Origin of the sequence: Aquisalinus flavus (genome assembly GCF_014640095.1) — a bacterium.
GTDB classification, from domain to species: Bacteria; Pseudomonadota; Alphaproteobacteria; order Caulobacterales; family Parvularculaceae; genus Aquisalinus; species Aquisalinus flavus.
Map to the genome: position 1 here is coordinate 1,667,110 of NZ_BMGH01000001.1, position 20,110 is coordinate 1,687,219.

The 20,110-nt window shown below is 62.1% G+C and carries 13 protein-coding genes; 6 read left to right on the forward strand and 7 right to left on the reverse strand.

Features of this window, described 5'->3' with window-relative positions; translation table 11 throughout:
* The first annotated feature begins 44 nt into the window (after window positions 1-44).
* From IEV88_RS07745 to nadC, 6 genes are all read left to right on the forward strand, one after another.
* Window positions 45-569, forward strand: a complete 525-nt coding sequence (locus IEV88_RS07745) for a tyrosine phosphatase family protein (RefSeq protein WP_188158993.1) — start codon at window positions 45-47, stop codon at window positions 567-569.
* Window positions 570-600: 31 nt separating this feature from the next.
* Entirely contained in the window at window positions 601-1,617 is a 1,017-nt protein-coding gene (locus IEV88_RS07750) for an NUDIX hydrolase (protein WP_188158992.1), read from the forward strand.
* A 91-nt stretch (window positions 1,618-1,708) separates the two neighbouring features.
* Window positions 1,709-3,316 carry a hypothetical protein gene (locus IEV88_RS07755; RefSeq protein WP_188158991.1) on the forward strand — a complete coding sequence of 536 codons (1,608 nt, stop codon included), beginning with the start codon at window positions 1,709-1,711 and terminating at the stop codon, window positions 3,314-3,316.
* Window positions 3,317-3,468: 152 nt separating this feature from the next.
* Entirely contained in the window at window positions 3,469-4,596 is a 1,128-nt protein-coding gene (gene nadA, locus IEV88_RS07760) for a quinolinate synthase NadA (protein ID WP_188158990.1), read from the forward strand.
* Between the two features lie 13 nt (window positions 4,597-4,609).
* A complete protein-coding gene (locus tag IEV88_RS07765) occupies window positions 4,610-6,217 on the forward strand; it encodes an L-aspartate oxidase (protein WP_188158989.1) in 1,608 nt (535 codons plus the stop codon).
* On the forward strand, window positions 6,217-7,065 hold the full coding sequence (gene nadC / locus IEV88_RS07770) for a carboxylating nicotinate-nucleotide diphosphorylase (RefSeq protein ID WP_188158988.1): 849 nt from the start codon (window positions 6,217-6,219) through the stop codon (window positions 7,063-7,065). Before IEV88_RS07765 ends, nadC begins: the two co-directional genes overlap by 1 nt.
* A 210-nt stretch (window positions 7,066-7,275) precedes the next feature.
* On the opposite strand, the gene IEV88_RS07775 is transcribed toward nadC, so the two are convergent.
* The 7 genes from IEV88_RS07775 to IEV88_RS07805 all read right to left on the reverse strand — a co-directional run bounded on the left by IEV88_RS07775 (window position 7,276) and on the right by IEV88_RS07805 (window position 20,081).
* A complete protein-coding gene (locus IEV88_RS07775; RefSeq protein WP_188158987.1) occupies window positions 7,276-7,998 on the reverse strand; it encodes a cell wall hydrolase in 723 nt (240 codons plus the stop codon).
* Between the two features lie 387 nt (window positions 7,999-8,385).
* Window positions 8,386-11,055 carry a pyruvate, phosphate dikinase gene (gene ppdK / locus IEV88_RS07780; protein ID WP_188158986.1) on the reverse strand — a complete coding sequence of 890 codons (2,670 nt, stop codon included), beginning with the start codon at window positions 11,053-11,055 and terminating at the stop codon, window positions 8,386-8,388.
* 33 nt (window positions 11,056-11,088) lie between these two features.
* Entirely contained in the window at window positions 11,089-13,404 is a 2,316-nt protein-coding gene (gene glyS, locus IEV88_RS07785; protein ID WP_188158985.1) for a glycine--tRNA ligase subunit beta, read from the reverse strand.
* 41 nt (window positions 13,405-13,445) lie between these two features.
* On the reverse strand, window positions 13,446-14,468 hold the full coding sequence (locus IEV88_RS07790) for an ACP S-malonyltransferase (protein WP_188158984.1): 1,023 nt from the start codon (window positions 14,466-14,468) through the stop codon (window positions 13,446-13,448).
* Window positions 14,465-16,669 carry a thiamine pyrophosphate-dependent enzyme gene (locus tag IEV88_RS07795; RefSeq protein ID WP_188158983.1) on the reverse strand — a complete coding sequence of 735 codons (2,205 nt, stop codon included), beginning with the start codon at window positions 16,667-16,669 and terminating at the stop codon, window positions 14,465-14,467. The genes IEV88_RS07790 and IEV88_RS07795 overlap by 4 nt, the downstream gene beginning before the upstream one ends.
* Before the next feature lie 89 nt (window positions 16,670-16,758).
* Complete coding sequence (locus IEV88_RS07800) at window positions 16,759-18,195, reverse strand: protein adenylyltransferase SelO (protein ID WP_188158982.1); 1,437 nt, start codon at window positions 18,193-18,195, stop codon at window positions 16,759-16,761.
* A gap of 74 nt (window positions 18,196-18,269) precedes the next feature.
* Window positions 18,270-20,081 carry a tetratricopeptide repeat-containing sulfotransferase family protein gene (locus tag IEV88_RS07805; protein WP_188158981.1) on the reverse strand — a complete coding sequence of 604 codons (1,812 nt, stop codon included), beginning with the start codon at window positions 20,079-20,081 and terminating at the stop codon, window positions 18,270-18,272.
* Window positions 20,082-20,110: the final 29 nt, after the last annotated feature.

Consider the following 20,110-nt stretch of genomic DNA (forward strand, 5'->3'; position numbering starts at 1 on the left):
GCCGGGTACTAGTGGTTTGCGGCAACTTGCCCCACATTTGCAGCATGATCATCATAAGCCCTTATGACCGCGTTGAAGCAGCCTTGAAGAAATTCGCGCCTGACCGCGTCATCACCATCATGGACGGCGCCGGATCAACGAGTTTTGCCGGGATCCCGCCGGAACGCCATCTGAAGATCGGCTACACGATGGCCGAGGCCGCGCGCACGCAAACCTGCGCGCCCCATTGCGACACCGTCCGTATCCGGCAGATGATCGACTTTGCCGCGGGCAATGACTGGACAAGGCCGCTGCTCGTCCATTGCCGGCTCGGCCTGTCGCGCTCGCCAGCGGCCGCCCTGATCATCCAGTGCGCCCTGTCGCCCAATACCCCGGAACGGCGCTTCGCCGAAGACTTGCGCACCCTGTCCCATGATGTCGAGCCGAGCTTCATGATGCTGGCACAGGCCGATGATCTGTTGCAGCGCGATGGCCGGATGCTCGATGCGCTCGACAGCATGGGCGAGGGCAGCGGCGCATCCGTCGGCGACGTGCTCCGCATTCCCTATCTCCCCGAAAAGGCTGCTTGATCGTCCGCCACAAAGACGGCAGAAGCGCCCGATGAGCAACAGGACCGGCGATAACAGCGGCGTCATCATTGGCCTCAACGCGGTCGTCGCCGCCATTATGGGCGACCGCCCCCTCGTTCTCAGCCTGCGCAGCGAAGCTGCACGGCCTTTGCTGGCCCTGCCCTATGGCGCCTTTTCACCGGAACTGCATCGCACGTTCGAACTGGGCTTGCGCGAGTTCGTCTCGCAACAAACCGGTATGCAGCTGGGCTATGTCGAACAGCTGTATACATTCGGGGACAAGGGCCGCGAAGCACCAAGCGCCGCGTTCGAAGGCGGGCGCGCCAGCGACAGGATCATCTCCGTCGGCTATCTCGCCCTCGCCCCGCGGGCCGCACCGGTCGAGATGGCCAATACCGCGTGGACGAACTGGTATGACTTCTTTCCATGGGAGGACTGGCGCAATGGCGAGCCCACCATCCTTGTACAGAGCATCCTGCCGGGCTTTTCAAGGTGGATTGCCGAGGCCGATGACAAGACCGGTGACAAGGCCCGCCAGGCTCGCCGCCGCGCCCGTGTGCGCCTCGCCTTTGGCTATGAGGATGCCGGCTGGGAGGAAGAGCGGGTGCTCGATCGCTATGAACTGATGTATGAGGCCGGCCTCGTCTCCGAAGCATGGCGCGACGAAGGCCGCGACAGGCCTTGCGAAACCGGTACGGCGATGATCTCCGACCACCGGCGCATCCTCGCCACGGCGATCGGTCGTCTGCGCGGCAAGCTGCGATATCGCCCGGTCATCTTCGAGATGATGGACGACACCTTCACTCTTCTCGACCTGCAGCGAGGCGTAGAATCGATCATCGGCTTTGCCCTGCACAAGCAGAATTTCCGCCGCGGTGTCGAGAATGCGCGTCTCGTGAAGAAGACCGGCTCGACCAGCGCCGAGACCGGCGGCCGGCCAGCAGCGCTCTACCGCGTCAATCGCGATCCGCAGACGGCAAACCATGACCGAACGATCCAGGGCCTGACCCTGCCGCGCCTGCGCCAGTCGCCGTCTTTTCCCCTCTGACCCCAGCCAGCCGCGACTTGTCGAAACCTCTCAACCCAGGATAGGCTTTGGGCGACGTATCTGATCAAGAAGCGCTTTGAGGGAGGACCGAATGATCAACCGCGCCATGGTGCTGGGGGCCTTGTGGGCTACCATTCTCGGGGTAACCATTCTGCCGGTTCGGGCCGAGCCGCTGGAAATCCGTTCGACAAATTTCATTTTTGTCGGCGATGTGCGCGAGGATGACGCCCTCAAACTGGTCAAGGATCTGGAGATTTATCGCGCCACGGTTCTTGCCCTTGCCGGTCTCAACAGCAGAACCGAAGTCAGGCCGGTACGGATTTACGGCGTTGGCAGCGGCAAGGAGATAAGCAAGTTTACCAACATGTCGAACATCGGCGGTGTTTACACCCTGCGCGATGATTATCCAGTCTTCGTGATGGTCAGCGATGGCGGTTTCGACGACGAGGATTTCTCCCGCCATGTCGCGCTGCATGAATATGCCCATCACATCATCGGTTCCTATACGGAGGAGTATTTTCCGCACTGGTTCAATGAGGGCTTCGCCGAATACATTGCGGCTTTCAAGGTGGAAGGCGATCTCGTCTCCATTGGCATGCCGACCAGCCGTTTCGGTAACATTCTCCAGAACAAGAACTGGATGGATATCGACACGGTTCTCAATGCCATTACAAGGTATCCTGATTTTGGCGGGGCGAACCGTGTCCGCTTCATGCGGGGGAACATGTTCTATGGGATAAGCTGGATCGCAGTTCATTACATTCAGAACACGCCGGAATTGAGCAGTCGCTTGGGCGATTACATTGGGCTGATCAATCAGGGCGTCGAACCGACAGAAGCCTTCGAGAAAGGTTTTGGCATTACCCAGGATGAGTTCGCAGACCTGTTACGTGACTATTGGCGCGCGAACCGGTTCGCTTCCGTACAATTCCGATATACGGAGGAAATCTTCAAGGACACGATTGAGGTTCGCAGGCTGGACCGGCAAGATTTTGACCTCATCATGCTGGGCGGAAAACGAATCTTCTATCCGCATGGAGATGACGGGAAAAAGGCACGCCGAACAATCGCCCGTAATCTCGATGACCTGGAGGAACGACACGGTCCTGCGCCGGTAATCGCGCGGGCTCGCATGGCGCTGGCTCTTTCTGCCAAAGACCATGGAGATGCAGTTGCCAGGGGCGAAGCGGCAATCGCAGCCTTTCCGGGCAGTCCGGATGCACATCTCACTGCCGGCGATGCCTATTACCATCGCTATGCCGATACGGAAGATCCGGACCCTGTCGATCTTGAAAAGGCCCGCTATCACCTCGGCGAGGTCGTGAAGGCAGACCCCACCAATCCGACCGCGACCGGACATTATATATCCACCTTCACGTTCGACCGCAGTCAGCCTGACGCCCTTGCCCTTGGCGCGGTCGATTTCCTCGCAAGCTATCGCCGTAATCCGGTGTTCTGGCAGACACATCTTGAGCTCGGCGAGGTGCTGCTGCTTGCTGGCGAACCCGAGCGCGCCTGCAGTCATATCGCCAAGGTCGCCCAGTGGGTCCGGCGCGATGCCGAACGGGCCGCAGAGGAAGCCGCGAACCGCGATGAGCCTGACGAGGAAGCCAAGGACACCTTTTCAAGCGAGACAAGCATTGATCGGTTGAACCGATTGCTGGAGACGCCCGGCTTTGAATGCCCGACAGAACCGTGAGTGCGCCACGACCTCACAAATACCTGTTTTCCCTTCAGTTTTTTGCTTCTTGACAATATCGGGCCGAAGCCTATTTTCCGCATTCTGCCCTTGAAGGGCGCTTTTTTAGACCCCATATATGCTCTAGTTGAGCATAATGATTGGAGGCTTCCATGCCCGCGTTTGGAAATGAATTCGAGAACGAGCTGCCCTACACCGCCGAGGTCAAGGCAAAGACCGAGCATCTCTACCCGCTCGTCCAGCGCCAGATCCCGCGCATCGAGTGGGAAATGCATGCGCCTTACATCGCTGCGATCAATGATCTGAAAAAGCAGAAAGACGCGGTCATCCTCGCCCACAACTATATGACGCCGGAGATCTTTGCGTGTGTCGGTGATTTCCGCGGCGACAGCCTGGCGCTCGCGATGGAAGCGGCGAAGACCGAAGCCTCTGTCATCGTCCAGGCTGGCGTCCATTTCATGGCCGAGACCTCGAAGATCCTGTCGCCGGAAAAGACGGTGCTGATCCCGGACATGAAGGCCGGCTGCTCCCTCGCCTCCTCGATCACCGGCGATGATGTGCGCCTGCTGAAACAGAAATACCCTGGCACGCCGGTCGTCACCTATGTCAACACGACCGCCGATGTGAAGGCGGAGACCGACATCTGCTGCACGTCGTCGAACGCCGTGCAGATCGTCGAGCATATCTGCGCCGAATGGGATACCGACCGGGTCATTCTCATTCCTGACCAGTATCTGGCCAAGAATGTCGCCGCGATGACTAAGATCAAGGTGATCACCTGGGCAGGATCCTGCGAAGTGCATGAGCGCTTCACGCCGGAAGACATTCGCGAGATGCGTGCCGGCAATCCGGGCGTCATCGTGCTCGCCCACCCGGAATGCCCGCCGGAAGTCCTGGCCGAGGCGGACTTTGCCGGATCGACCAGCGGCATGAGCAATTACGTCAAGGAAAAGCAGCCGAACAATGTCGTGCTGATCACCGAATGTTCGATGTCGGACAATGTCGCGCTGGAAAACCCGAACGTTAATTTCGTGCGGCCCTGCAATCTTTGCCCGCACATGAAGCGCATCACCCTGCCGGGCATCCTTCGCGCCCTGCAAAGGATGGAGCACAAGGTCGAGGTCGATCCCGTCATTGCCGCCAGGGCACGCAAGGCGGTGCAGGCAATGATCGACGTGAAGCTGGAGAAGCAGTCGGAATATTCCCATATCGGCAAGCCCGAAGTCATCGCGCTGGAAGACCGCGAACTTGCCGGCCGCGCGCTGGAAATCAGCGCCTGACGGGCGGCGGGGCATGAAGGAAACCCTTGAAACGCTTGCCCTGCCAGAAGGCAGTACCTTGATCATCGGGGCCGGTGTCGCCGGTCTTTTCACAGCGCTGAAACTCGCCCCCAATCCGGTGACCGTCATCAGCGCCGCCCCGATCGGGCGCGGCGCGTCGTCGACATGGGCCCAGGGCGGCCTTGCCGCAGCCATGGGCGACGACGATACACCGGCGCTACATTTCAAGGACACGATCGATGCCGGCGCCGGTCTGGTCGAGCCGGAAGCTGCCCGTATTCTGACCGGCGAAGGCCCTGCCCGCGTCCGCGACCTGATCGATCTCGGCGTCGCTTTCGATGTCGACGATAGCGGAACTCTCAAACTCGGCCGCGAGGCCGCCCATTCCCGGAAGCGTATCGTGCACGCGACCGGAGACCGCGCCGGTGCTGCAATCATGGCGAGCCTCGATGAAGCTGCCCACACGGCAGAACACATCACCCTGCGCGAACGCATGATCGCCGAAGATCTGGCTACGGATGATCAAGGCAACGTCATTGGCGCGCTGATCCACGACATTATCGAGCAGAAGCGCGTGCTGATCCTGTGTCCGCGTACGGTGCTGGCAACCGGCGGCCTTGGCGGGCTCTATGCCGTCACGACCAATCCGGTCCGGGCGCAAGGCCACGGCCTTGCCATGGCGCTAAGGGCCGGGGCGGAGATCATCGATCCTGAATTCGTTCAGTTCCACCCGACGGCGCTCGATGTCGGTATCGACCCGGCACCGCTGGCGACCGAGGCCCTGCGCGGCGATGGCGCGATCCTTGTCAGCGGCAAGGGGCGCCGGTTCATGAAATATCTGCACGAGGATGCAGAGCTGGCCCCGCGCGACATCGTCGCCCGCGGGGTCGCCCAGGCCGTTCATAATGGCGGGGCGTTCCTTGACGCGCGCGAGGCAATCGGCGCAGCCTTCCCGGAGAAATTCCCGACCGTCTACGCCGCCTGCCGCGACGCGGGGATCGATCCGGTGACGGAGCTGATGCCCGTCGCCCCCGCCGTGCATTATCACATGGGCGGCGTCGGCACCGACGTCGACGGGCGCACCAGCCGCCCCGGCCTGTGGGCCGTCGGCGAGGTCGCCTCGACCGGCATTCACGGGGCCAACCGGCTCGCCTCCAACTCCCTGCTCGAAGCGCTCGTCTTCGGCGCCCGTGCGGCGGAGAGCCTGAAACAGGATGATACCACGATCGCCCCCTCCTCTATCAACCTGCTTCCCGATCGCCTGGCACTGGATGCCAAGCCGCCTGTCGCGGCGGACATCGCACGCCTGCGCCGGACCATGGCCGACAAGGCGGGCATTCTGCGCAACAGGGATGGCCTGATGGCGGCAATGGCGGTGATCGGCGAACTGGAAGAACGCTCCAGCCTGAACAGCGGCATGCTCAACTGCCTGCTGACGGCGACGATGATCCTCGCCGGAGCGCTCGACCGCCGCGAGAGCCGTGGCAGTCATTTCCGCACGGATTATCCTGAAAAGGCTGCACCGCCACCGGTTCACACGGTGATGACGTTCAGTGCCGAGACGGGCCTCACCGTCTCACCGCGCGCCGTTGACTACAAAACAGATCTGGAGAGAATCTGATGGCCCGCTTCCCCCTGCCCCGGCCGCTCGTCGAAACCCATGTGCGCGCGGCGCTCGTCGAGGACCTCGGCGATGCCGGTGACATTACAACCCTTGCGACGATCCCGGCGCATGCCCAGGCAAACGCTGTCATCGCCGCGCGCAAGCCCGGCATTATCGCGGGCACGGCGCTGGCCGAAGCCGCCTTCACGCTCGTTAATCGCGCCCTCACCGTCGAGATCGTGACTGAAGACGGCGGCCGCGTGGAACCGGGCACAGAGATCATCCGCTTGTCGGGCCCTGCCCGCGCGATCCTGACCGCCGAGCGCGTCGCGCTTAACTATCTGGGCCACCTGTCCGGAATCGCCACGGCAACAGCTGATCTCGTCAGGGCTGTCGATGGCACCGGCGCCCTGATCGTCTGCACAAGGAAGACGACGCCCGGCCTGCGCGCGCTTGAAAAACATGCCGTCAAATGCGGCGGCGGTCAGAACCACCGGTTCGGCCTGTATGACGCGGTGATGATCAAGGACAACCACATCGCCGCGGCCGGCTCGATCGCCGAAGCCCTGCAGGCGGCCAAGGCCGCGACCGGCCACATGGTCAAGATCGAGATCGAGGTCGATACGATCGACCAGCTTGGCGAAGTGCTCGAGGAAGGGGCAGATGTCATCCTGCTCGACAATATGTCCACGGACGATATGCGCAAGGCCGTCGAGATGACGGCCGGGCGCTCGATCCTCGAAGCGTCGGGTAATGTCACCATCGAGACCGTCCGCGCCATCGCGGAGACGGGTGTCGATGTCATCTCGTCTGGCTGGATCACCCATTCCGCCCCGGCACTCGATCTCGGCCTCGACTGGGCCTGAGTGTAACACGCCAGGTCCTCTGCCGGACTAGATCAACCCGCCTTCAAATGGAATCATTTGAAGGCAGGAAAGTTGATCGCTTCCAAAGTGTTAGAGCAGCTCCTCTGCATCCATCCGGACGCAGGCCGCTCTAGCCGCAGATTTATGAGATGGCGTACGAGACGGAAAGCGTCGTCCTCGGCGACTGATCGTTCAGCCTGCTGAGCAGCCTTACTGGGCGGCCGAGACGATGGTTTCCGTCGTCTTGTTGGGGAAGCGATAGAATTTATGCGCACCGATCTGGGCGGTCGGCGTCAGCGTCGGCGCCCAGTATGGCGAGACATAGTCGGCATGATAGTGCGTCGCGTTGCGCGAAACCGGCATGTGCATGCCAGCGATGATCACGCCGGCCAGTTCGTCGATATCGTCATAAAGGCCGGTCTTGCCGCGCTTGTCCATCGATCCGTCACAAGTAAAGGAGAACTGGCACCCGGTCGTGCGTTCGGAGCCCTGATAGACCACACCGCAAATCGTGTCCGGATAATACGGGCTCTTGACCCGGTTCAGGACGACATCGGCGACGCCAAGCTTGCCGAGCATCGATTCATTGCGGCTTTCGTAGTAGATCGCGTCGGCGAGGCAGCGGCGTTCGGCCGACTGGATGCGCGCGACCTCGAGTTCGGTAAAATCATAGCTGACGAGATCAGAGATATCGGCACTGGCGAACTGCATCGCGGGCGCCGTATCGAACAAACCATCATCGCCGCCTTCGGACTGGGCAAACTGCCATTGCGAAAACTCCGCAGCGGCGGCCTCGGCCTCTGCGAGCATCTGCAGGCTTTCCTGCTCAGCCTCATGCAACTGGACGCGGTGATGACCGCTCAGCGTCAGGGCGACGGCGCAAACGCTGATGCCGAGCGCGGCCAGCCAACGCCGGGCCTGCCAATTCGGCATAGCCGGACTCTGTTCCGGATTCTGCGCGTGTGTATCAGTATCGATCGCCCAATTCATGACGGTCAAAAGCCTCTTCTTCTGTGTCCCTGGTAAAATAACCGGTTGTTCACCGGACAATCCGCGTTCCCCGCGGTGTCCCTTTAAAGGTCTCTGCAATCCTTGATGCTCGATCAAACCTCGCTCCGCCACGCAGTTTCCGTGCCGGGTCTGCGGCTTATGACGGAAGAAAACGCGCTTGGCAAATTCTCTCTGATGATGATGACATAATGTTAATCTTCTTTGAACGCAGGTTTTTCCCCACGCAAACGTGAAAAAACCGCGCTGCAATGCGGAATCTCGTCTGCAGCACGGCTATTCTTCCAGCAAAAACAACGCCCTGCGCGTTAACTATTTGTTAACCGATAGCGCCGATTGCGCCGCCGTAAGGCGCGCTATCGGCACCCGGTACGGCGAGCACGACACATAGTCGAGGCCGAGCTTTTCAACGAAATGGATCGAATCGGGGTCCCCGCCATGCTCGCCGCAGATGCCCAGCTTGAGGTTTGCCCGGGCCGAGCGGCCCTTTGTGGCAGCCATCTCGATCAGCGCGCCTACGCCGGCCTGATCGAGCGTGACGAACGGGTCCTGCTCGAGAATGCCCTGTTTCTGATAGGCCGGCAGGAAGGAGCCGGCATCGTCGCGCGACAGGCCGAAGGTCGTCTGGGTCAGATCATTGGTACCGAAGGAGAAGAACTCCGCCTCCACCGCGATCTTGTCGGCGGTCAGCGCGGCGCGCGGCAGCTCGATCATCGTGCCGACGAGATAGGTCATGTCCTGGCCTTTCTCGACCAGCACCGCCTTGCAGACCGCATCGACACGCACCTTCAGGGTCGACAGCTCCTTCACCTCGGCAACGAGCGGGATCATGATTTCCGGCACGATCGTCTCGCCGGTCTCCTTGGCCACCTCGCACGCGGCCTCCATCAGGGCGCGTACCTGCATCTCGTAGATTTCGGGATAGGTGATGCCAAGGCGGCAGCCGCGATGGCCCAGCATCGGGTTGAACTCGTTCAGCTTGTGGGCCCGCGCTTTCAGCGCGGCAGGTTCCAGGCCGGACGCCTTGGCGACCTCCTCGATCTCGGCATCGGAATGCGGCAAGAATTCATGCAATGGCGGATCGAGCAGGCGCACCGTCACCGGCAGGCCGGCCATCACCTCGAACAGTGCCTTGAAGTCGCCGCGCTGCATCGGCAGCAGCTTGGCCAGCGCCGTCTCGCGCCCTGCCTTGTCCTCGGCGAGGATCATCTCGCGCACGGCGACGATCCGCTCGGCCTCGAAGAACATGTGCTCGGTCCGGCACAGGCCGATGCCCTCCGCGCCGAAATCACGGGCGGTCTTCGCGTCAAGCGGCGTCTCGGCATTGGCGCGCACTTTCATGCGGCGATACCGGTCGGCCCAGGTCATGATCTTCCGGAAATCGCCGGACAGTTCCGGCTGCACGGTCTTGACCTCCCCGGCAAAGACTTCGCCGGTCGCGCCATCGATGGTGATCCAGTCGCCCTTGGCGATGGACCGGCCACCGGCGGTGAAGCCCGATCCATCCTTCTCGATGCGCAGATCGCCGGCGCCGCACACACAGGGCCGTCCCATACCACGGGCGACGACCGCCGCATGGCTGGTCATGCCGCCGCGGGCGGTGACGATGCCTTTCGCGGCATGCATGCCATGAATGTCTTCCGGGCTCGTCTCCACGCGCACGAGGATGACCGGCTTACCGTCCTGCGCCAGCCGCTCTGCCTCATCCGAGGAGAACACCACCTCCCCCGCCGCTGCGCCGGGCGATGCCGGCAAGCCCTTGGTGATGACGTCGCGCTTCGCTTTCGGGTCAAGCGAGGGGTGCAGCAGCTGGTCGAGTGAGCCGGGCTCGACGCGCATAACCGCTTCTTCCTCACTGATCAGCCCGTCGGCGCACATTTCCACGGCAATCTTCAGCGCGGCCTTCGCCGTGCGCTTGCCGGTGCGCGTCTGCAGCATCCACAGCTTGCCTTCCTGGATGGTGAACTCGATGTCCTGCATGTCGCGATAATGCTGCTCCAGCTTTTCGAACACAGCGACCAGCTCCCTGAATGTCTCCGGCATCGCCTCTTCCATCGAGGGCAGATCCTCGCCCTGCTTCTGCTTGGCAAAGATCGTCAGCGGCTGCGGCGTGCGGATGCCGGCGACAACATCCTCACCCTGGGCGTTGATCAGGAACTCGCCATAATAGGCGCGCTCGCCGGTCGACGGGTCGCGGGTGAAGGCAACGCCGGTCGCCGACGTCTCGCCCATATTGCCAAAGACCATGGCCTGCACGGTCACCGCCGTGCCCCATTCCTCGGGGATATTGTGCAGGCGGCGATAGGTGTTCGCCCGCTCGTTGCGCCAGGAGCCGAACACGGCGTCGATCGCGCCCCAAAGCTGCGCCGTCACATCCTGCGGGAACGGTTCGCCGCGCTCCTTGCTGACCACATCCTTGTACTGACCGATGACAGCCTTCCAGTCCGCCGCGGTCATGTCGGTGTCGAGCCTGTAGTCGTGATCTTCCTTGTAGAGGTCGAGGATCTCCTCGAAATGATAGTGATCGACGCCGAGCACCACGTCTGAATACATCTGGATGAAGCGGCGATAGCTGTCATAGGCAAAGCGCTCATCGCCGGCCAGCGCAGCGAGCCCGGCGACCGTCTCGTCATTCAGGCCCAGGTTGAGCACCGTGTCCATCATGCCGGGCATGGAGGCGCGGGCACCGGAGCGTACGGAAACGAGCAGCGGGTTTTTCGTATCGCCGAAGTGCTTGTCGACCAGCTCGCCGATACGGGCAACGGCCTCGTCGACCTTTTGCGCCAGCCCGTCCGGATACTGACGGTCATTCTTGTAAAAAAGCGTGCACACATCGGTGGTGATGGTAAAGCCCGGCGGCACGGGCAGGCCCAGACTGGCCATCTCGGCAAGGTTCGCGCCCTTGCCGCCCAGAAGGTTCTTCAGGCTTGCATCGCCGTCGGCATCGCCGCCGCCGAAATTATAGACCCACTTGTCACTCATTCCACGCTCTCCATCAGGTTGGAGGGCGTTTCCCTAGCCCTCCAGGCGCGACAGGTCTGCCACCTGTTCGCATGTTGTTTTAATCTCAGACAGCAAGGCGAGACGATTGTTCCGCAATGCAGCATCTTCCGAATTGACCGTAACGTCTTCAAAGAAGGTATCAAGCGGAACCCGCAGTTTTGCCAACGCCGACATGGCTTTTTCGAAATCTTCTTCCGCACACGCACTGTTAGCGGTATCACGAACCTCTTTCAGCACGGCGTAAAGCTGCTTTTCGGCGGGCTCGACGAGCTTTTCTTCGATGACTGAACCGCTGACATCGGTGTCGCCCTTCTTCTCCTCGGCCTTGAGGATATTGGCGACCCGCTTGTAGGCAGCGGTCAGGTTCGCCCCGTCATCGGTCTTGAGAAAGGCATCAAGCGCGGTGAGCTTCGCCACGATCAAGACAATGTCATCCTCAATGAGGTCATCTGCTCGAAAAACCGATGCGTCGATAACGTCGTAAGTGGAGCATTTCTCACGTAGATAAATCCTCAAACGCTCATGGAAGAAAGCAATTAAGTCAGGCGCTACGGAAGCAAATTGCAGCCCGCGGTGCTCATATACTTTCTTGAGTTGCGGTGAGTTCACATACTCTCGGCGCGTTTCAGCAAGGATTTTACCTGTAGCTTTTTCAATTTTTTCAAATGCCAGTTTAGCGTCATGGGCCACGTCTCGCATAACGACTTCTGCAACCCTTTTAAGATGTCGTTCGACGAGGGGTATAAGTTCAAAGCGAAACCCACCGCCTAGAATTAAGGCGAAAGAACTCAACGCTGCCCGTCTCAAGGCAAACGGATCGCCCGATCCGGTCGGCTTCCTGCCGATGGCCCAGAAGGCCGTCAGCGTGTCGAGCTTGTCGGCGAGCGCAACCGCAACAGTCACCGGCTCGGTCGGCACGTCGTCATTCTGGCCGGCGGGCTTGTAGTGATCGCGAATGGCGTTTGAGATAGCCCGATCCTCGTCCTTCGTGGGCGACTTCGTCGCCGCCTCAGGATGAGGATCTTGTTCAGCACCCGGAGCAGCCTCATCCTGAGGTGCCGCGCCAGCGGCCACGAAGGACGAGGCGGCCTGTGCTTCATAATAATAGGCGCCCATCAGGCCCTGCAGTTCCGGGAATTCATAGACCATCTGGGTGACGAGATCGGCCTTGGCGAGGCGGGCTGCCTTCTCTGCCATGTCCGGATCAGCCCCGACCGCCGGGGCGAGTTCACGGGCGAGCGCCGCGATGCGCTCGACCTTGTCAGCGACGGTGCCGAGGCCCTCGAAGAAGGTCACCTTCTCCAGCTTCTTGGCGTGCTCGGCCAAAGGCGTCTTCAAATCCTGCTGATAGAGGAACCAGGCATCCGACAGCCGCGCGGTCAGCACGCGCTCATAGCCGGTGCGCATCGCCGCGCCGCCATCGGGCGCCTCGATATTGGCGACATAGACGAACTTGTTGGCGAGGCGGCCCGTCTTCGGGTCGCGTACGGAGAAATATTTCTGGTGCCCGCGCATCGAGGCCGTCAGCGCCTCGTCCGGTACGGTGAGGAATTTCTCGTCGAACGTGCCGACCATCACGACCGGCCATTCGGCCAGCCCTGCAACCTCGGCCAAAAGCCCCTCATCCTCTACCAGCTCCAAACCTTGAGCCTTGCACAGCTGCTGCGCCTCGCCGAGGATCGTGTCTTTTCGTTCTTCCGTATCGAGAACGACTTTCGCGCGCTTCAGCTGCGCGGCGTAATCCTCGAAATTGCGGACCTGGATCTCCTGCGGCGCCATGAAGCGATGACCCCATGTGCGGTCGCCGGCGGTCACGCCGTCGATCTCGAACGCCACGATCTCGCCATCGAAGGCGCACAGGATCGCGTGCAGCGGGCGCACCCAGCGCAGCTCACCATCGCCCCAGCGCATGGATTTCGGCCACGGGAATTTCGCGATCACTTCCGGCATGAACCCGGCGATCACTTCCGCCGTCGGGCGGCCCTTCTCCTCGATCAGGGCGACGTAATACTGGCCCTTCTTGTCGTCCCTCACCTCGCACTGGTCGAGACTGTCGAGACCCGCCGATTTCAGGAATCCCTCGACCGCCTTCTCCGGTGCACCGACGCGGGGACCTTTTCGCTCTTCCTTGCGGTCCGGCTGGGCATTGGGCAGACCGGTGACGACCAGCGCCAGGCGGCGCGGCGTGGCAAAGCCCTTGGCGCCTTCCGGCATGAACCCGGCATCGAGCAGCTGCTGGTTGACCAGGCGCTCAAGGTCGGCGGCGGCGCGCGCCTGCATGCGCGCGGGGATCTCTTCTGAGAACAGTTCAAGGAGTAAATCAGCCATAACCCCAATCGTTTAGGCGGCAGCGCGGTGCCTTGCAACAGCTATTGCACCACCAGTTTGCGCTGGTCTTCCATCCCCATGGACAGGACCAGCGGATCACTGCCCTGCCGGGTCTTGAACGCGCCCTTGCCCGTCAGCCCGCGCCAGCGATGGCGGATCAGTTCCTGTGCCACCGGCGCGCCCATGGTCGTGCCCGGCCCGAGCAGGATGAACACGTCCGGCGCATACTCCTTGGCCGCAACCTCGATCGCCTTCGAGAAATCATAGGGCGTGTCGATCTGCGCCCCCAGCGTATAGCCGTGCAGGGCGTCCGTGTCCGTCGACCAGGGCGACCACTGGTTGGCCTTGCCGTCGATCAGCGGCATGGCGGGCCTGGCGAACATCTCCGCGCCCAGCTTCTCTTGCGCCAGCGGCGGCACATGGGAGAGCAGCGGCGAATGGAAGGCCGCGTGGTTGGCGAGCCGCATAGGATAGCGGTCGGAGGCCGGCAATTCCCGCTCCAGCAGCTTCAGCCCGGCCTCGTCCGCGGCAAGCACGCTGATCCCGCCGAGCCTGATCGACTGGTGAACATTATCGTTTTCGGCGATCAGCCGGTCGATCAGCGCCTGCTTTGCGGCGTCCGGCTGCCAGTCATCGTCGACGACCGGATAGACCATTTGCCCGCCGCGCCCCTCGGCCTGCATCAGCGTGCCCATTGTGTTGACCAGGCGCGCGCCCTCTTCGTGCGACAGCGTCCCCCCGGCGGTCAGCGCCAGATACCAGCCCATGGAATTGCCGGTGACGGCGACGGGCTCGTATTGCTCGCGGTCGATGGCCATGAAATCGGCAATCGCGCAGGCGAAGATCAAGAGCGAGGCGTTCTGGCTGGAGGTGTGGCGGGCGAGCGAGAACCGCTCGGCGCCATCGAGCGCACTGACCGGCGTCTGGCCCTCGGCCTCGCGCAACGCATCGAGCATGGCGATGAAATCCGCCTTGTCGCCATGGTGGCGGGTGAGATAGCCGAGCTCCGCCGCATTATAGGTGCCGCGCCCGGGGCAGACGATGACCGCTTTCTTCCTGGTCATTTGCCGCCTCCACACAGTTTCACCGCCGCATCGATAATACCATCAACCGAGGGCAGCACCTCATAAGCGGCGGGCCCGAGCGGGATGAAGCTGTCGTCGGCACAATAGCGGGCGGTCCTAGCTGTCACGCCGGCCTCCGCCAGCAGCGTCATGATCTGTTCACTGACGGACCCGGTGCGCCGTGTCTCGTCGACGACCAGCACGGTCTGGCACTGGCGGGCGTGCTTCAGCATCGCCTCGCGCGGCAGCGGATGCAGCCAGCGCAAATCGACGACGCGCGAGCGGATGCCATGACTTTCGCCCAGCACTTTCGCCGCCTTGCGTGACAGGTAATAGCCATTGCCATAGGACAGGATGCACAAATCCCGCCCGTCGCCATGGTGCCCGGCCTCGCCCAGCGTGACGCGATGATCCTCCGCCGGGGCGCGATAGCGTGAGGCCCATTTGCCGTCGCCGTCCTCGTGAAGATCAGCTGTCATGTAGAGCGCGATGGGTTCGAGGAAGATGACGACGCGCCGCTCTTCCTCCGCCAGCCGCACGCATTCACGCAGCATGCGCGCGCCATCGGTGCCGTTGGACGGACAGGCGATGATGATGCCGGGAATGTCGCGCAGGGCGGCAAAGGAATTGTCGTTATGGAAATGCCCGCCAAAGCCCTTCTGATAGGCCAGCCCGGCAATGCGCACGACCATCGGGTTCGTGTACTGACCGTTGGAGAAGAAGGACAGGGTCGACGCCTCGCCCCTGATCTGGTCGGCGGCATTGTGGATATAGGCGAGAAACTGGATTTCCGGGATCGGCAGGAAGCCATTATGCGCCATGCCGATAGCGAGCCCGAGGATCGATTGTTCGTCGAGCAGCGTGTCGATTACCCGCGCCGGGCCGAAGGCCGCCTGCAGGCCGGTGGTGACGGAATAGACACCGCCCTTGCGCCCGACATCCTCGCCGAAGACGACGATATTCTTATACTGCAGCATGATATCAGCGAGGGCGAGATTGATGTGGCGGGCCAGAGGGAGCGGCTTGTCCTTCTGGCGCAGCTCTTTCACTTCAGACCGCGCCGCCTCGCCCGGCAGGGCCGGCGCCTTGCCGGCCGAGACCGGCGGGACCAACGGCGCCATCACCGCCGCCGCGCTGGTCAGCCTCGGCCGGGCACAGGCGTCTTCGGCAACGCGCATAACGCGTTCACCGGTCTCGTGATACAGCCGGCAGATATCCTCCGCGCTCATGACGCGCTCGCGGATCAGGTGGCGGGCCGTGTGCAGCAGCGGGTCCTGTGCCTCGCAAGCCTCGATATGCGAAACATCCGTATAGGCCGCTTCGATATCAGCCCCGGCATGGCCCATCAGGCGCACGGTCTTCATGTGCAGGAAGACAGGCCGCCGCGTGCGCCGCGCATAATCCACCGCCGCCGCCGTTCCGCGACAGGCATCGAGAATGTCGCGCCCGTCGCAGGCCATATAGGTCAGCCCCGGACGATGGGAGAATGTCGACGCGATCCAGCCTTTGGGCGTGCGCACGGAAATGCCGATATCATTGTCCTCGCAGATGAAGACGATCGGCATTGGCAGGTTCTGGTAGGCGGTCCAGGCGGCCGTATTGAACGCGCCCTGCGCCGTCGAGTGATTGGCCGAAGCATCACCAAAGGAACACAGGATCACTGCATCGCGCGGCAGCACCGCCTCGACATCGGTCAGCTTGCGCGACAGCGCGATAGAATGCGCAGCGCCGACAGCCTTGGGCAGATGCGAGGCGATGGTCGAGGTCTGCGGCGGCACGAACACCTCATGCCCGCCCAGCACCTTGTGGCGCCCGCCGGAGACCGGGTCCTCGGCACTGGCGGCAAAAGACAGGCACATGTCATAGAGATAGGTCGATCCCGATACGGACTTCTTCCGCTCGAGCAGAAAGGCGCCGTCGCGGTAGTGCAGGAAGGCCATGTCGGACAGCCGCGACAGGCGCCCCAGCGTCGCCATGCCCTCATGGCCGGACGAGCCGATGGAATAGAAGGTCCTGCCCTTGGACCGGCGCGCCATCAGGTCGAGATGGCGGCTCATCACCTGCGTCTCGAACAGGCCGGCCAGCGCGGTCGCGTCAAGGCCAGAATCGGCAAGCGTTGTATCGCTCAATGGCCCGGGCAGGTCCCCTGCCCCGACCCTGTCGATGAACGCCTTGTCGATGATCACTGCCCGGTCGAACAACAGCTGCCTCCTCCGCCGCGCGGCATGTTTTTGCGGCGGCTATAGACTGCCCTCGCGGCGAATGCCAGCCCTGTGATCAGACCGTGCTATCAGGCGGTGTTAGGCCCGTAGAGCGCGTAGGCCTTGCGCATGACGGCGATGTCTTCCAGCTTCTGCTCGAAGGCCGACCAGTCGTCGTCTTCGTCGATCTTCTCCCAGATCGCCTCGACCTCGTCGATCAGCATGGTGCAGGGCTCGCCGTCGAACCAGGCATTCTCAAGCCGCTCCGGCCGGACCGGCTTCGCCGCCATCAGCCTGTCACGGATCGGCTTGAACTCCTCCGCCTTGTAGAGATCGGCATGAGGCGAGCGATCAGCCCGCGCCTCGCTGGCCGCGCCGCAGAACCAGTCGAAGAAGACCCGCTCGAACGGGATTCTCGTCGCCTCCATCCATTTCAGCAAGGAGCCGACGAAATCGCCGGTCAGGCCCTCGACACCGAAACGGCGCGAGAACTGGAACGCCATCATGCGTTCATACATGAGCGGGAACCTGGCGATGGCCGCGTTCAGCGATTTCTGGCTCGCCTGGCTCGTCAGCGTACCGCCGAGCTGCGCCAGGTTCCAGCCGACGGCCTCTGGCTGGCGGCCATAACAATAAAGCCCGCGCTCGTCGAAATAGGCGGCGGTAAAGGCCGGATCCGCCTCAGGCAGAAAACGCCAGGGCCCATAATCGAAACTCTCGCCAGAGACGTTCATATTGTCCGTATTCAGAACGCCATGGACAAATCCCGCCGCCATCCAGCCGGCGACCATGCTGGCAGACCGGGTGATGACGTCGTTGTAGAAGCCGATCGTGCGCGCTTCGCCCTGCTCATAGACCTGGTGCTCCATGAAGTGCTCGATGCAGTAATCGATCAGTCGCTTGATTTCTTCGTCCTTGTGCCAATAGGCCAGATACTGGAAAGTACCGAAACGGATATGGGTGTGGCTCAAGCGGACAAGCACCGCTGACCGCGTCGGACTCGGCTCGTCCGTACGCTCCAGCTTCTCGCCGGTCTCGATCAGGGAAAAGCTCTTGGAGGTGTAGACACCCAGCGCTTCCAGCATCTCCGTGGCCAGCACCTCACGCACGCCGCCTTTCAAGGTCAGGCGCCCGTCGCCGAACCGCGAATAGGGCGTCGTGCCGGAGCCCTTGGTGCCGAGATCGAGCAGTCGCCCGTCCTTCGATTCCAGCTGCGCGAACAGGAAGCCGCGACCGTCGCCGATATCAGCGTTGTAGCTGCGGAACTGGTGGCCGTGATAGCGCATCGCCAGTGGCTGCGGCAGGTTGTCCGGCAGCGGCATGAAACCGGCGAAATGATAGATCCAGTCCTCATCGCTCAGACCGTCGAGCCCGACAGAGGCGGCGGCCCGGTCATTGCGGTACCGCAGGATCGTTTCCGGAAACAGCGCCGGTTTCACGACATCGAAGAACGTCTCGCCAAGGGCCAGATAGGGATAGGGTTTGCGGGTCGATGTCGGCGGCTTCGGCTCGGTCTTCTTGGGCATGGATATCACTTTGCACGGTTAGGGATGGTGTCTGGACATAGACAAATATCGTGCCAGCCACAATGCGGTCGATGTCACGATAGCAGATCAGCGAAACGGGCCAGCGTCTGCTCACCAAGACTGTCCCGCAGCGGCTGCAATTGCTCCTCCACCTGTCGCCACAGACCGATACTGTCCGTATACATGGGTCTGCGGACCTGTTCACTGCTGGCGGTGCGCACGGCGCGGCTGTTTTCATGGAAGTCGAGACATGCTGGCTCGAACTCGAGGCCGACATGGTCGAGCATGGCCCGGATGACGGCTTCCGGCTCGCGGACCAGCGCCTCATACTGGACCCGGAACACCCTGCCCGGCAGGACGGCATCCCAGTGGTCCATCAGTTTGAGATAGCCATTGTAATAGGCGCCGGTATGGCCAAGGTCGTAACTGTATTCTGCGCCCGCCGCGAAATGCTGCCGATAGAGGCTGAGCCCGCAATCCATCGGATTGCGGCGCACATCAATGATCACTGCCTCTGGCAAGATCTTGTGGATCAGGCCGACATGCTCGAAATTATAGGGCAGCTTGTCGGTGAAGAAGCGGCAGCGCTCACGGCGGAACAAGGTCGTCTCATCGAGATAGCCCTGCCCGTGCCTGGCGAGATCGGCAGCGGTAACCTGCCCCAGCCGGTCCAGATAGGCGCCGCCATGGGCTCGCAGGCAGGTCGCGTGGACTGCCCGTTTGACGGCAGGCAGAACGAGGTGCTCGATCGTTCCCTCGACCTGTGAATGAGACGTCAGGATCTGCTCGACAAGGGTCGAGCCTGACCGCGGCATGCCGATGATGAAGACCGGTCTCGATTCGAACGGCAGGCCCACCGCCCGCGACGCGAGGGCATCGGCGTCAAGATGCGCGATCATGTCTTCGACCGAGCGCGAGAAACGCTCTGGCGAAAAACTCCCGGTCGCGTGCAGCGCGTTTGCCTGCTCGTACAGGGCAAAGCCGGCCCGCGGATCGCCATCGATATCCTCCGCCCGTGCCATGGCAAATGCCGCCATGGACCTGGTCTCGCGATCGAGATGGGTGGCAGACATCAGCGCCCGCAGCGCATCCCTGTCGGCGTCAGAGAACCTGTAATTCTTCATGTCGGCAAGGCCGAGCCATCCAGCCGCGCTGTGCGGTTTGCTGGCGATGCTCGCGCGGAAAGCCTGTTCGCTTCGCTCCCGCTCACCCATGATCCTGAAAACCTGTCCGCGCATCAGGTCAACTTCGCTCTGGCGTGAGCTATCGCCGGAACAGTGTCGCTCGGCGCGGTCGCAGGCGGCCAGCGCTTCCTCGTTCAGTCCGTAGCGGAACAGGACGCCCATGAGACTGTGGAGAGATGCAAAGCTCTCTTCGATCTCGACCAAATGCCGGGCCGCAGCGATCGCCTGCCTGAATGAGCCGGCATCTTCGAGCGCCCCGATCAGCATCTGGCGCAGCAACAGATTGGCTGGGCAATGGTCGAGGCCGTCCTTGAGGATCTCGACCCGCTTTTCGTGATCGCCCCTGCCCTGGGCCAGCTGGGCAAGCGTGAAGATGGCCCTCGGATGGCCCGGTTCCGCTTTCAGCATGGCGTTGGCCGTACGCTCCGCCGGCGTTAGATCACCGGACTGCATCGCACGCTGAATAGTCAGGAATTCGGTGCCGAGCGGATCGAACTGCTCCGCAGCCTGACTGACCTGCAGCGCCGGGGCATATTGTTTCTCGCGGTAGAGCAGACGGGCAAGATCGAGCCAGCCCCTGTAATAGCGGGGATTGCTCCTGATCGCCTGCTTCAGCGCGGCGATGGCACGGACGCTGTCGCCTGCCGCCATCAGTTCGGCGGCCTGTCGCGCGAAAGGCAAATGCGGGGCGGAATCACTCATAGGTACCCCTATAATGGAAAATGCGGGAG